Here is a 12,459-nt window from a genome sequence, read left to right as displayed (position 1 = left end):
AGACCTCGCTCCGGTGAGTGGTGGGTGCGCGGCAGTGGTGTGGGGCTTCTGGGGTCGGCTCGGCGACTGCGGCCGGGTGAGGGGCCGGGGTTAAGGCAGGTGGCTGAGGTGGTGCGGGGCTGGGCCAGGGTGTTGCCCTGTCCGGCCGGGGGCACGGCGGGGGCGTCGGGCCACGGGACGGTGAAGCGCCCGGCCCGGTCGGGCCTTCGGCTCGGGCCCGGGCCCACGGCCTCCCGGCGACTCGGGTGCGGCCGGGGCACGCCCCGCTGCTCCCCTGCCGGGACAGCCCGGGAAGGGGCGGCCCTCCAGTCACAGCCGTATCGGCCCCCTGGGGTTGTGGGCGGGATCGGACACCCCTGCCCGGATGCGCTTGGCCGGGAGGTGTCCTACACCGCCCGCAACTCCCCGGCTGTGGTGCAGGTGTGACGGTGGGGGCGAGTGGGGCGACGTGGTGAGGCAGGCGGGGCCAGAGGGACGGATCCGGACACCGGGTGCCCCGCAGGGACCGCCTGGAGGCGTGGCCTTCCCGGCCCGGCTGATGCTCTACGGGACCCGCTGGCGGTCCCGCGGGCCCAGGACACCCCAGCCGACACCACAGGACGACCCCCCTGCCCTCTCCAGTCACAGCCGTGTCGCCTCGCCGGAGTTGTGGGCGGCATGGGACACCCACAGCCCCCGACACCACGGCGGGGAGGTGTCCCACACCGCCCACAACTCCCCCATCCCGGTGCTGCTGTGACCAAGGAGACGGGTGGGGCCTCCCTGTGGGGCAGGCGGGGCCGGTGAGGTACCCGGGCGCCACTCCGCCACGGCAACACCCCGGCCCAAACCCCATCTCACCCCAGCCAACCTGCCTGAACCCCGACCCCTCACCCACCCGCAGCCGCCGAGCCGGGCCCGGAAGCCCCATGCCACTGCCGCGCACCCACCACCCACCGGAGCGAGGTCCTGCACCGCAACCGGAAGACGGCCGCTCGCCGCTTAGCCGAGCAGCGCCGCCCCATTCCACTGCCGCGCCCCCTGCGGCGCCCGTCTCACGGCCACGAACGGCATGGGGAAAGGGGCGTCCCTCCTGGGCCCGTTTCCCCGGGCCGCCCTCCGAGTGGGAAAAGGCGGGCGGAGGCGGCCGGTCAAGGGTGGGCGAAGCCCATCGCGAAGCGACGCGACCGAAGGGAGCGCCCTTGAGGGGACGCCGGAGCCCGCCACACTCGGAGAGAGGGCGGCCCACACGCCCACCGGCGCGGTCGGGTGGTTCCGGCGGGCCAGGCGGAGGAGGACGCGCGGGGAGCCCGTGACCGACACCTCGGTGAACGCGCCGGATTCCAGGGCCCGCCGGTAGACACGGTTTCGGTCTGATGCCGTTCTTGAGTACTTCCGCCCATGTGGGGCCACGGCCGCCCACCACAGGCTGGTGCCGTCCACGGCGTACCCGGCGAGAAAGGCCCCACCCATGCGCACCGCACCGGCCCCCAAGGGAAGGACGCGGTACGTCGTCCTCGCCGCCGCGATCTGGACGATGACGGTCCTGTCGCTCGTCCCACTGGCGATCATGATGCTGATCGTGAGCCTCTGGGCGGTGTCCGTCGGGGAGTTCCCGCCGTTCCTGCTCGGGGCGGCGCTGGTGGCCGTCGTCGCCGGAGGCGCACTCACGCTGCTGTACTACGCCCCCTGCATGCGCCGCCTGTCCCTCCCCGCTCGCTTGGCCGTGCTGGGCGCCCTTGCCTTCCCGGTTTCGTCGGCCCTGTCGCTGTGGGCGACGCTGAGCGTCTGACCTCACACCCGACCGGCCAGCTCGGCCCACACCGTCTTGCGGGGCGCCGTGCCGGGGGTCGCGGGACCCCACCGGTCGGCAAGCGGGGCGCGGAGGAATGAGCGAAGGGGGACCGGGCCTGGAGGACTGCGACTCCTGGGCCGTCATCACGGCGGTGGGCCGGCAACGTCCTGGACGTGGGCGGCAGGATCGCCGCGATGACGAAGGACGTCGCGGAGGCGGCGGTATCCGAGGAAGGTCCGGGACTTGGCCAAGTTGGAGGCGAACACGGTCGAGATGGGTGCGTACACGAACACCGTGGTGGCCGGCCTGCTGCAGACCGAGGACTATGCACGCGCCATGGGCCGCAGCCCGAATAACAATTGTTTTGTTAAGGTATCGGCATGGATACCGCACCCGCTCCAGGCGAAGGCCCCGTACGGCCCGTGTCCGTGTCATTGCACGAAGGCACGATCGCGGCGCTCAAGGCACGCACCGGCAAGCGCGGCATGTCCGCGTACGTCGAAGCGCTCATTCAGCGACAGCTGGAGCGGGAACGCCTCCGCGAGCTGATCGAGGAGGCGGAAGCCGAGCACGGACCGGTCGATCAGGGAGCCGTTGAGGCGAAGCGGGCAATCCTGCGCGGCAGCAAGGACGATTCGGCCGACGCCGCATGAGCGGAACGCTCGTCCTGGACCGCGAAGGACTGTCCAAACTCGTGCGACGCAACCCTGAGCTCACGGAATGGCTGGTCGCGGCCGACGCCGAGGACATCCGTGTGATCACCAGCTCCGTCACGCTCGTCGAAGCACGCGACCCGGAGATCCACCAGGCCCAGTTCGATCACGCCATCTCACGCGTGAACATCATCCCGCCCACAGAGCCCATCGCGCGCCGGGCGAGCAGGCTTCTCGCATCGGGCGGGCTGCACGGCCACAAGTACGCGCTGGACGCCATTGTGGCCGCCACCGCACTGGCCTCGCCCGGCCCGGTGACCGTTCTTACCTCCGACCCTGAGGATCTCGGGATGCTCTGTGGCATCGGCGTCACCGTGATCAGGATTTGATGGTCCCCGGCACAGCCGTCAGGACGGGGGCCGGGCGTCGATCATGACGACCTCGAACTCCTCCACCGACCGGACGGTCGCCCGCGCCTTGCTCGCTGCTTCGCCGCGCACCCCCGCGACAGGGCCACGGGAGGCGGCCAGGCTGTCCCGGTCGGCGTAGACCGCGCCGACCGTGCCCCGGCCCGCGGTGCGGTCGAGGAAGAGCGTTCCGCCCAGGAAGCCCCGCATGGTCCGGAGCTTGGGCAGGACGCCGTTCTCGAAGGCGTCGACCAGGGCGTCCGCGTCGGTGGGGGCGAACTCCAGGCGGGTCAGGCGGAAGCGGGCGTCCTCGCCGACCGACTCGGGGCGCGAGACGACCGCGGCCTCCCAGTTGTCGACCGTCATGGTCGCGGCGAAACCCGACAGCACCCGGGCGCGCAGCTCACCCATGCGGTCGGCGCTGGCGCGGAGCGCCTCCTCGTCCTGCCACCACGTGCCGGTCAGCAGCTTGCCGACCTCGCGGTCGACGAACAGGCCCGCGCCCCGGTAGCCGGGCTCCTTGGTCAGTTGCTCCCGACCTTCCCCGGTCAGGGCCTGCACCGCCTGGTCGAGCTTCGCCGGATCACCTGTCGCATAGGTCGTACGAACGAACATGGCAGCCTTTCGCGCCGGACTCGATGTCTCTGTCCATGCGACGGCCGGTGCGGGCGGGCGGCAAGGCGGCCCACGCGTTCGGGTGACGCCACGGCGACACCCGACGGCGCCAGACGGCAACAGGCGGCGTCCGGCGGCAACAGGCGGCGCCCGGCGGGCGGCGGGAGCACGGCACGCGCTTTTCGTATGGTCATATTCGTTCGCTGTCATGCCGAATGCACCGTGCCGCCCGCATATTGCCGCTTCCTATGCCTGTGTGACGGGAATCGAACGGTTGTTGAGGTGGACACGACCACCTCTGGAGCGAAGGGAAGAGGGATGTTCCCGAACACACTCGACACGTTCGTCTCATCCGTGCGGCACGGCAAGGAAATGATGATCATCCACCGGGTCACCGGTGGCTACCTCACCCACAACGGTGACCTCCAGATCGAGACCGACCCGGTCGAGAACATCGACAACAGGCGCCACCTCTGGATCGCGCAGTTGGACGGCTACTTCAAGGGCAACGCCGTCTACACGTTCCAGAACAAGAGGGAGGACAAGTACCTCTCCGTCAACCCGGACAACATCCGCGACGGCATGCGCTTCACCGACAAGGTGGACCCGAAGGACCCCGACGCGGCGAAGAAGGCCAATGCCCAGCGGTTCCTCGTCCTGCCCATGTGCAGCAACGGCGGGTACTCGCTGGTGCCGGTGCTCGCCAGGGAGTACGCCCTGATGCCGATGGGCAACCGTCCCGGGCCCGGCTGCGACCGGCCTCTGCCCCACTGGGGCGGTCAGTCCTCGGACAACGCCTCGCACGACTTCGTACGGGGGCCCGACCAGACCGAGCGGGAGGACCCCACGGACCGGGACATCACGAGTTCGGTCGGCCGCGCCGGCGGTGGAGGCGGAGGCGGCTCGCACTGAGCTCAGCGGCGGCCACCGGCGTACAGCGCCTCTATGTCCGCCGCGAAGTCCCGGGCTATGGCGGACCGCTTGAGCTTCAGGGACGGGGTCAGGTGGCCGCTGTCCTCCGTGAAGTCGGCCGGCAGGACGCGGAAGCGGCGGATGGACTCGGCGCGGGAGACGAGGCGGTTGGCCTCGTCGACGGCGCGCTGGAGGGTGGCCAGCAGGTCCTCGTCCGTGACGAGGGCGCGCAACGGCACGTCGTCCTTCTTCTTCATGCGGCGCCAGTGGGCCAGCCCGTCCGGTTCCAGGGTGATCAGGGCGGTGACGTACGGGCGGTTGTCGCCGACGACCATGCACTGGGAGACCAGGGGGTGGGCGCGGAGCCAGTCCTCCAGCGGGGCGGGGATGACGTTCTTGCCGCCCGAGGTGATGATGACGTCCTTCTTGCGGCCCGTGATGGTGAGGTAGCCGTCCTCGTCCAGCGCGCCCAGGTCGCCCGTGGCGAGCCACCCGTCGGTGACCGCCGGGACCGCCTCGCCGCGTTCCGCGTCCCAGTACCCGGCGAAGACGTGGCCGCCGCGCAGCAGGACCTCGCCGTCCTCGGCGATCCGTACCGCCGTGCCCGGCAGCGGGCGGCCCACCGTGCCCAGCTTGGGCTTGAGCGGCGGGGTCACGGTGGACGCGGCGGTGGTCTCCGTCAGGCCGTACCCCTCGAACACGTCGATGCCCGCGCCCGCGTAGAACGACGCCAGGCGCCGCCCCAGCGGGGAGCCGCCGCAGATGGCGTACCGTACGCGGCCGCCGAGGGCCGCCCGGATGCGGCGGTAGACCAGCGGGTCGTACAGGGCGCGGGCGGCCCGCAGCGCGAGCGAGGGGCCGGGGCCGGTGCCGTGCTGGGCGGCCTCCATCGCCTCGCCGTACCGCCGGGCGATGGACGCCGCCCGGTCGAAGGAGGATGCGCGGCCCATCTTCTCGGCGGTGGCGCGGCCGGTGTTGAAGACCTTTTCCAGGACGTACGGGATGGCCAGCAGGAACGTCGGCCGGAAGCCCGCCAGGTCCGCGAGCAGGTCCTCGGTCTGGATGGACGGCGCGTGGCCGAGGCGTACGCGGGCGCGGAGGCAGCCGATGGCGACCATCCGGCCGAAGACGTGGGACAGGGGCAGGAAGAGCAGGGTGGAGGCCGGGTCCTTGCTGACGGATGTGAAGACGGGGTGGAGGAGTTCGACCGCGTTGTCCACCTCGGCGAAGAAGTTGGCGTGGGTGAGGACGCAGCCCTTGGGGCGGCCGGTGGTGCCGGAGGTGTAGATGAGGGTGGCGATCGAGTCGGGGGACAGGCCGGAGCGGCGGGCGGTGATGACCTCGTCCGGTATGCGGCGGCCGGCCTCCCGCAGCGTGCCGATGGCGCCCGTGTCGAAGGCCCACAGGTGCTCCATGCCGGGTATCTGCTTGCGTTCGTTGCTGATGAGCCGGGCCTGTTCCGTGTTCTCGACGGCGCACGCCACGGCGCCGGAGTCCTGGAGGATCCAGCGGGCCTGGAAGGCGGAGGACGTCGGGTAGACGGGGACGGTGATCAGGCCGGCGGCCCACGCGGCGAAGTCGAGGAGGGTCCACTCGTACGTCGTACGGGCCATGATGGCCAGCCGGTCGCCGGGGCGGAGGCCCTCGGCGACGAGTCCCTTGGCCACGGCGAGGACGTCGGCGGCGAAGTCGGCGGCCGTCACGTCGGACCAGGTGCCGTCGGGATCCTTGCGGCTGAGGACCGGGTCCGTGGGCGCCTCGCGGGCGTTGTCGAAGGGGATGTCGGCGAGGGACCCGCGCGTCACGGGCGGGACGAGGGGCGGGACGGAGACTTCGTGCGGCGGCTGGGTCGGGGCGAGTGCCACGTGCGGCTCCTTCGTCGGGCGCGAGTTCTCGACCAGGTCCTGACCTCTGAGTAACCTTACTCGGGAGTAAATCTAGGGCCGAGCAGGGAGTCAGGACAATGGCCGACCGCTATCTGCACGTCACCGCCACAGCACCCGGCCGTTTCCTCGCCCGGCGCCTCGGCCTCCCACAACCGGTCGCGCTGCGCCGCCGGTCACCCGAAAACCCGGGCCTGGACGGGCCGTTGCTGCACCTCACGGCGGGGCCGTCCGTACACACAGAAGCCCTGGCCCGGGTGCTGGCCCGGATCGGCGAGCAGGGCCCCGGCGACCCGGCCGGCGTCGTGCTGGACGCCACCGCCGTCGCCTCCCCCGCCGCGCTCGCCGAGGTCCACGGGGCGCTGCACCCGGTCGTACGGACCGTCAGGACGAGCGGGCGGATCATGGTGCTGGGCGCGCCGACATCGGAGGCGGACCATCACCAGGCGGCGGCGCAGCAGGCATTGGAGGGGTTCGTACGCTCACTGGCCAAGGAGGTCGGCCGTGGCATCACGGTCAACCTGGTGCGGCTGACGGCCGTTGCGCCCGCCGAGTCGACCCTGCGGTTCCTGTTGTCGCCCGCGTCGGCGTACGTGGACGGCCAGGCGGTCGACGTCGCCGACGTACCGTATGACGCCCCGGACGACTGGGCGCGGCCCCTCGCCGGCCGTACCGCCCTCGTCACCGGCGCCGCGCGCGGCATCGGCGCGGCCGTCGCGCAGACGCTGGCCCGCGACGGGGCGCGGGTGGTGTGCCTGGACGTGCCGGGGGCGCGGGCCGACCTGGTCCGTACCGCCGACCGGATCGGCGGCGCCACCGCCCTCCCCCTCGACATCACCGCCCCGGACGCGGCGGACCGCATCGCGGCGGCCGCACCGGGCGGGCTGGACGCCCTGATCCACAACGCGGGCATCACGCGGGACCGGCGTCTCGCCAACATGCCCGCCGAGCGCTGGAGTTCCGTCGTCGCCGTCAACCTCACGGCCGTGCTGGACACGACCGACGCCCTGCTCAAGGCGGGTGCCGTACGCCGGGGCGGGGCGATCGTCGCGACGGCGTCCATCGCGGGGATCGCGGGCAACACCGGCCAGACCAACTACGCGGCGAGCAAGGCCGGGATCATCGGCCTGGTCCGCTCCCTGGCGCCCCGCGCGGCGGCGGACCACGGCGTCACGGTCAACGCGGTGGCGCCCGGCTTCATCGAGACCCGTATGACGGGCGCGGTGCCGTTCCTGATCCGCGAGGCGGGCCGGAGGATGAACTCCCTGTCGCAGGGCGGCCTCCCGGCGGACGTCGCCGAGACCACGGCCTGGCTGGCGAGCCCCGCCTCCCGCCCGGTCAACGGCCAGGTGGTGCGGGTGTGCGGCCAGTCGCTGCTGGGCGCGTGAGGGCCATGAACCTTCCCCTGACCCTCGCTCTCGGCGCCCTCCGCTCACCGTTCAAGCGGCCCGGGCCCGGCGCGGTCGCGCCCGGCCGGCGGCTCGTCGAAGCGGACGTACGGATCGATCCGGCACGCCTCGGGGCGTACGCGCGCGTGTGCGGGTTCGCCGAGTCGGGCCCGGTTCCGCTGCCGTACCCGCACGTCCTGGCCTTTCCGCTCGCCATGCGGCTGATGGCCGCGCGGGACTTCCCGCTGCCGCTCCTCGGGCTGGTCCACACCTGGATCGAGGTCACCCGGCACCGCGCCCTGCTCCCGGCCGAGCGCCTGGACCTGACCGTGCACGTCGCCGCCCTGGCCCCGCACCGGCGCGGCACGGAGGCGACCGTCGTCACGGAGGCGCGGGTGGCGGGCGAGCCGGTCTGGGAGTCCCGCAGCGGCTACCTGGCCCGGCACCGGACGGCCGGCACGAGCCGGAAGGAATCCCCGCCGCGCCCCCTCCCCGCCCGCGCCGCATGGCACCTCGCCCCCGGCCTGGGCCGCCGCTACGGCGCCGTCTCCGGCGACCGCAACCCGATCCACCTGCACCCGCTCACCGCCCGCGCCTTCGGCTTCCCCCGGGCCATCGCCCACGGGATGTGGACGTTCGCCCGCTGCGTGGCCGAACAGGACCTGCCGCCCGCGGTCCACGTCCGTACGGAGTTCAGGGCGCCCGTGCCGCTGCCCGCCACCGTCACGTACGCCGCCGAAGGGGCGGCGTTCCAGCTGCGCACCGGCGGCACGGTCCACCTCACCGGGAGGGTGACCAGCGCTGCCCGTCCATGAGGTGGCCCAGGCCCGTCCAGGCGAAGTTCATCAGGGTCGCGGCCGCCTCCTTGGCGGACACCCCGGGCGTCTCGTTCGCCCACTGCGCCAGCGACTCGGCCGCGCCGACCAGTGCCTGGGCGAGCCCGGACACGTCCCGGTCGCCGAAGGCGGGGTCCTGGTGCGCGTCCCGGGCCGCCGCACCTAGCAGGCCGGTGACGAACGCGGCGATCTCGTTCCGCATGGCGGCTGCTTCCGCGGCGAACGGCTCGCCGTGCGTACGCGCCTGCTGGTGGAGCACCGCCCAGCCGTCGGGGTTCTCGGCGGTGTGCGTGAAGAACGCGGTGAGCCCCGCCCACAGTTGCCGGTCGGCCGGCATGCCGGGCCCGGAGGCGTCCCGCTGCACCGCGTCGCGCACGGCGGCGATGAGGGCGGCGGCCTCGCGGCGGATGCAGGCGGTGAAGAGCTCCTCCTTGGAGTTCAGGTACAGGTAGACCAACGGCTTCGACACACCGGCCAGTTCGGCGATCTCGTCCATCGACGCCGCCCGGTATCCGCGCTGCCCGAACGTCCGCACGGCCGCGTCCAGCATCTGCTGCTCGCGCACGGCCCGCGGCATGCGCTTGGCCTTCGCACCCGTCACGACACCCGCCCTCCTACTCCTCGGTGATCGGTAAGCCTACGGCCCGTCACAGGGGCGCGTGCCGCGCACATGACAGGGGCCAGATGCGCCGTTCGCCACCGAAAGTAGTCATGTCACTCCAGTAGGTGATATTCCGGATGGCGCGCGGGCTGCTTCGCTACAGGCGTCGCTCTTTGTCAGAAGCTCCCGAACGGAGTACTGAATGAGGCTGTCCGCCCGCCGCGCGTGCGTCGCGCTGCTCCTGCTGCTCCCCCTCGCCGCCGCCCCGACCACCGCCACCGCGGCCGACGACGACCCCGCCCCGCTGCGCACCACCGCGGCGCCCGTCCCGGACCAGTACATCGTCACCCTGAAGCCCGGCACCGCCTCGGCGAAGGTCGCCCAGCGGCTCGGCATCACCCCGCTCCACGAGTACACGAGTGTGCTGCGCGGCTTCGCGGCCAAGCTGGACGCCTCCCAACTGGCCGCCGTACGCGGCCTGCCGGACGTCCAGGCCGTCGAGCAGGACGCGGTCGTCACCGTCGGCCCCGTGGCCGCTCCCCACGCGGTCGCCGCCAGTTGGGGCCTGGACCGCATCGACCAGCCGTACCTCCCGCTGAACGGGCAGTTCAACGTCTACAGCACCGGCGCGGGAGCCACGGCGTACATCCTCGACAGCGGCATCGACTACGGGCACACCGAGTTCGGCGGCCGCGCGGTGCCCGGCTTCGACGCGATGGGCGACGGCAGGAACGGTCAGGACTGCAACGGTCACGGCACGCACGTCGCGGGCACCGTCGGCGGGGCCACCTATGGCGTCGCCCGGGCGTCGAGGCTGGTGAGCGTCCGTGTCCTCGGCTGTGACGGCAAGGGCGCGTACTCCGGGATCATCGCCGGGTTCGACTGGGTGGCGAGGAACGCCCAGCAGCCCGCGGTCCTCAACGGCTCCCTCGGCGGCCCGCGGAGCGACGCCGTCAACCAGGCCGCCACCGCGCTGTCGGACAGCGGCGTCCTGCCGGTGATCGCCGCCGGAAACGACGCGATCGACGCGTGCAACGTCTCCCCCGCGAGCGCGGCACGGGTCCTCACCGTCGGGGCGACCAACCAGCATGACCTGCAGACCAACTTCTCCAACCACGGCCCGTGCCTGGACATGTACGCCCCCGGCGCCGACATCGTGTCGGCCAGGCTCGGCGGCGGCAGCGTCGCCCTGAACGGCACCTCCATGGCCAGCCCCCACGTCGCGGGCGTGGCGACCCTCCTCAAGTCCCGCCATGCCTCGGCGACGCCGGCGCAGGTCTACCGCTGGCTCACCGACCGGTCGGTCGACGGCATCCTCGTAGTGAGCCCGTCCTCCCCGAACCGCCTCGTCCAGACCGCCGGCCTCTGACACCGGCGAAGCGCCCCCGGTCGTCGGACCGGGGGCACTGCCGGATGACGTGGCGTCAGGCGGTGACCGGCACGGTCACCTTCTGCTCGGCCTCGCGCACCTCGTGGTCGTCGTCCACCGGGGACGCCGAGGCGGAGTTGTACGCGTCGAGGTCGAGGATCTTCTCGCGGGCGGCGACCACGACCGGGACGAGCGCCTGGCCGGCGACGTTCGTGGCCGTGCGCATCATGTCCAGGATCGGGTCGATCGCCATCAGCAGGCCCACGCCCTCCAGCGGGAGGCCCAGGGCGGAGAGGGTCAGGGTCAGCATGACCGTGGCACCCGTCAGACCGGCCGTGGCAGCGGAGCCGACGACCGAGACGAAGGCGATCATCAGGTAGTCCTGGATGCCCAGCTGGACGTCGAAGATCTGCGCGATGAAGATCGCGGCGAGCGCCGGGTAGATCGCGGCGCAGCCGTCCATCTTGGTCGTGGCGCCGAACGGGACGGCGAAGGAGGTGTACTCCTTCGGCACACCGAGGCGCTCGGTGACCTTGACCGTGACCGGCATGGTGCCGACGGAGGAGCGGGAGACGAAGGCCAGCTGGATGGCGGGCCAGGCGCCCTTGAAGAACTGGACCGGGTTGACCTTGGCAACGGTCGCCAGGAGCAGCGGGTAGACGCCGAACAGGACCAGCGCGCAGCCGATGTAGACGTCGGCGGTGAAGGTGGCGTACTTGCCGATGAGGTCCCAGCCGTAGTCGGCGATGGCGTAGCCGATGAGGCCGACGGTGCCGATGGGGGCGAGGCGGATGACCCACCACAGGGCCTTCTGGAGCAGCTCCAGGACCGCCTCGCTGAGGGTGAGGATCGGCTGGGCCTTGTCGCCGAGCTTCAGGGCGGCGATACCGGCGACGGCGGCCATGAAGACGATCTGCAGGACGTTCAGCTCGGTGAACGGCGTGATGACGTCCGTCGGGATGATCCCGGTGAGGAAGTCGAGCCAGGAGCCGGCGTTCTCGGGCTTCTGGCCGTCCTTCGGGGTGAGGCCGGTGCCGGCGCCCGGGTCGGTGAGCAGGCCGATCGCCAGGCCGATGGCCACGGCGATCAGCGACGTGATCATGAACCAGAGCAGGGTGCGGGCGGCCAGCCTGGCGGCGTTGTTGACCTTCCGCAGGTTGGTGATGGACACCAGGATGGCGAAGAAGACGAGCGGCGCGACGGCCAGCTTCAGCAGCTGGACGAAGATGTGCCCGACCTGGTCGAGGGTGGTGTGCAGCCACTGCACGTCATAGCTGCGGGTGATCCAGCCGAGGACGACACCGAGGACGAGACCGGCGACGATCTGGGCCCAGAAGGGCACCTTCGGTATGCGGCGGCGGGTGGGCTGGGTATCGGGGTTCGCGGTGCTCGCGGACGCGGACACGGACACACTCCAGTGGTACGTATCGGGGAATACGGGGACGAGGGTGCGGCGCTCGCGCCTTCCGGCGGCGCCGCTGCATGATGCCGGGTCAGACTTCGCGGCAACAGACCGCGGACATACAGCGGCAGAGGTCGACGTGCAGGCGCGCCACGAGCGGGGTGCTCATGGCGTCGGCTTGGGGGCGCACTGCTGTCGTCACGCCGAACACGTTAACACTTGAACTTTGAGAACCTCAAAGCTCTTCTTTGGGGTGCGGGTGCCGCCCGGAACGCCAACACCCCCGTACGAAGCGCGGCTTCGGCACGGGGGTGCGCGATACGAGCGGAGGGCGTGAGCTACCTCACTGGGCGACGCTGTCCTCACGGGTCCGGTTGGCCTCCAGGCGGGCCTTCGCGCTGTCGACCTTCTCGACGATCTGCGCGGACATCGCGTCACGCTGCTTGCGCAGCAGGACGAAGCTGAGGGGCGCCGAGATCACGATCGACAGGAGCAGCACCCACAGGAGGTTGGAGTCCCCGAGGCCGCGCGGCAGCACACCCACGTACACCAGACCCCACAGGGCGAGGAAGCAGCCGGCGAAGATGCCCAGACGCATCAGGGTGTACCGGATCGTGGC

Annotated in this window: 12 protein-coding genes and 2 pseudogenes; 8 read left to right on the top strand and 6 right to left on the bottom strand. The window is 71.9% G+C overall.

What is annotated here, in order from left to right:
• Positions 1-1,266: 1,266 nt before the first annotated feature.
• Positions 1,267-1,344, bottom strand: a pseudogene (locus tag AMK26_RS38680) (class I SAM-dependent methyltransferase); the annotation flags it as partial.
• Between the two features lie 106 nt (positions 1,345-1,450).
• On the opposite strand from AMK26_RS38680, the gene AMK26_RS07095 reads away from it, so the two are divergent.
• The 4 genes and pseudogenes from AMK26_RS07095 to AMK26_RS07085 all read left to right on the top strand — a co-directional run bounded on the left by AMK26_RS07095 (position 1,451) and on the right by AMK26_RS07085 (position 2,816).
• A complete protein-coding gene (locus AMK26_RS07095; protein WP_079277487.1) occupies positions 1,451-1,771 on the top strand; it encodes a hypothetical protein in 321 nt (106 codons plus the stop codon).
• Between the two features lie 170 nt (positions 1,772-1,941).
• Positions 1,942-2,113 (top strand): annotated as a pseudogene (locus tag AMK26_RS37620) (Scr1 family TA system antitoxin-like transcriptional regulator); the annotation flags it as partial.
• Positions 2,114-2,154: 41 nt separating this feature from the next.
• Complete coding sequence (locus tag AMK26_RS35540; RefSeq protein ID WP_079277486.1) at positions 2,155-2,427, top strand: hypothetical protein; 273 nt, start codon at positions 2,155-2,157, stop codon at positions 2,425-2,427.
• Complete coding sequence (locus AMK26_RS07085) at positions 2,424-2,816, top strand: type II toxin-antitoxin system VapC family toxin (RefSeq protein WP_073753285.1); 393 nt, start codon at positions 2,424-2,426, stop codon at positions 2,814-2,816. The genes AMK26_RS35540 and AMK26_RS07085 overlap by 4 nt, the downstream gene beginning before the upstream one ends.
• An 18-nt stretch (positions 2,817-2,834) precedes the next feature.
• On the opposite strand, the gene AMK26_RS07080 is transcribed toward AMK26_RS07085, so the two are convergent.
• Entirely contained in the window at positions 2,835-3,449 is a 615-nt protein-coding gene (locus AMK26_RS07080; protein ID WP_073753283.1) for an antibiotic biosynthesis monooxygenase, read from the bottom strand.
• A 318-nt stretch (positions 3,450-3,767) separates the two neighbouring features.
• Here AMK26_RS07080 and AMK26_RS07075 point away from each other — a divergent pair, with 318 nt between their 5' ends.
• On the top strand, positions 3,768-4,361 hold the full coding sequence (locus AMK26_RS07075) for a hypothetical protein (protein WP_073753281.1): 594 nt from the start codon (positions 3,768-3,770) through the stop codon (positions 4,359-4,361).
• Between the two features lie 2 nt (positions 4,362-4,363).
• Here the strand turns inward: AMK26_RS07075 and AMK26_RS07070 are convergent, their stop codons facing one another.
• Complete coding sequence (locus tag AMK26_RS07070; protein WP_073753279.1) at positions 4,364-6,226, bottom strand: AMP-dependent synthetase/ligase; 1,863 nt, start codon at positions 6,224-6,226, stop codon at positions 4,364-4,366.
• Between the two features lie 98 nt (positions 6,227-6,324).
• Here AMK26_RS07070 and AMK26_RS07065 point away from each other — a divergent pair, with 98 nt between their 5' ends.
• Together AMK26_RS07065 and AMK26_RS07060 are read left to right on the top strand one after the other, a co-directional pair.
• Positions 6,325-7,632 carry a 3-oxoacyl-ACP reductase gene (locus AMK26_RS07065; RefSeq protein ID WP_073753277.1) on the top strand — a complete coding sequence of 436 codons (1,308 nt, stop codon included), beginning with the start codon at positions 6,325-6,327 and terminating at the stop codon, positions 7,630-7,632.
• Between the two features lie 5 nt (positions 7,633-7,637).
• Positions 7,638-8,447, top strand: a complete 810-nt coding sequence (locus AMK26_RS07060; RefSeq protein WP_073753275.1) for a MaoC family dehydratase — start codon at positions 7,638-7,640, stop codon at positions 8,445-8,447.
• Here AMK26_RS07060 and AMK26_RS07055 read toward each other — a convergent pair.
• On the bottom strand, positions 8,413-9,045 hold the full coding sequence (locus AMK26_RS07055; protein ID WP_073754699.1) for a TetR/AcrR family transcriptional regulator: 633 nt from the start codon (positions 9,043-9,045) through the stop codon (positions 8,413-8,415). The genes AMK26_RS07060 and AMK26_RS07055 overlap by 35 nt on opposite strands.
• 226 nt (positions 9,046-9,271) lie before the next feature.
• Here AMK26_RS07055 and AMK26_RS07050 point away from each other — a divergent pair, with 226 nt between their 5' ends.
• Complete coding sequence (locus AMK26_RS07050; RefSeq protein ID WP_073753273.1) at positions 9,272-10,438, top strand: S8 family peptidase; 1,167 nt, start codon at positions 9,272-9,274, stop codon at positions 10,436-10,438.
• Positions 10,439-10,493: 55 nt separating this feature from the next.
• Here AMK26_RS07050 and AMK26_RS07045 read toward each other — a convergent pair whose 3' ends face one another.
• Both AMK26_RS07045 and AMK26_RS07040 read right to left on the bottom strand, forming a co-directional pair.
• Positions 10,494-11,843 (bottom strand): dicarboxylate/amino acid:cation symporter, encoded by a 1,350-nt coding sequence (locus tag AMK26_RS07045; RefSeq protein ID WP_073753271.1) that lies wholly within the window; start codon positions 11,841-11,843, stop codon positions 10,494-10,496.
• A gap of 340 nt (positions 11,844-12,183) precedes the next feature.
• Complete coding sequence (locus tag AMK26_RS07040) at positions 12,184-12,438, bottom strand: DUF4229 domain-containing protein (RefSeq protein WP_073754698.1); 255 nt, start codon at positions 12,436-12,438, stop codon at positions 12,184-12,186.
• Positions 12,439-12,459 lie beyond the last annotated feature (21 nt).

The organism is Streptomyces sp. CB03234, assembly GCF_001905885.1.
GTDB lineage: Bacteria > Actinomycetota > Actinomycetes > Streptomycetales > Streptomycetaceae > Streptomyces.
Note: the sequence above shows the minus strand (reverse complement) of the source record. Positions and strands in the feature narration are given on the sequence as shown.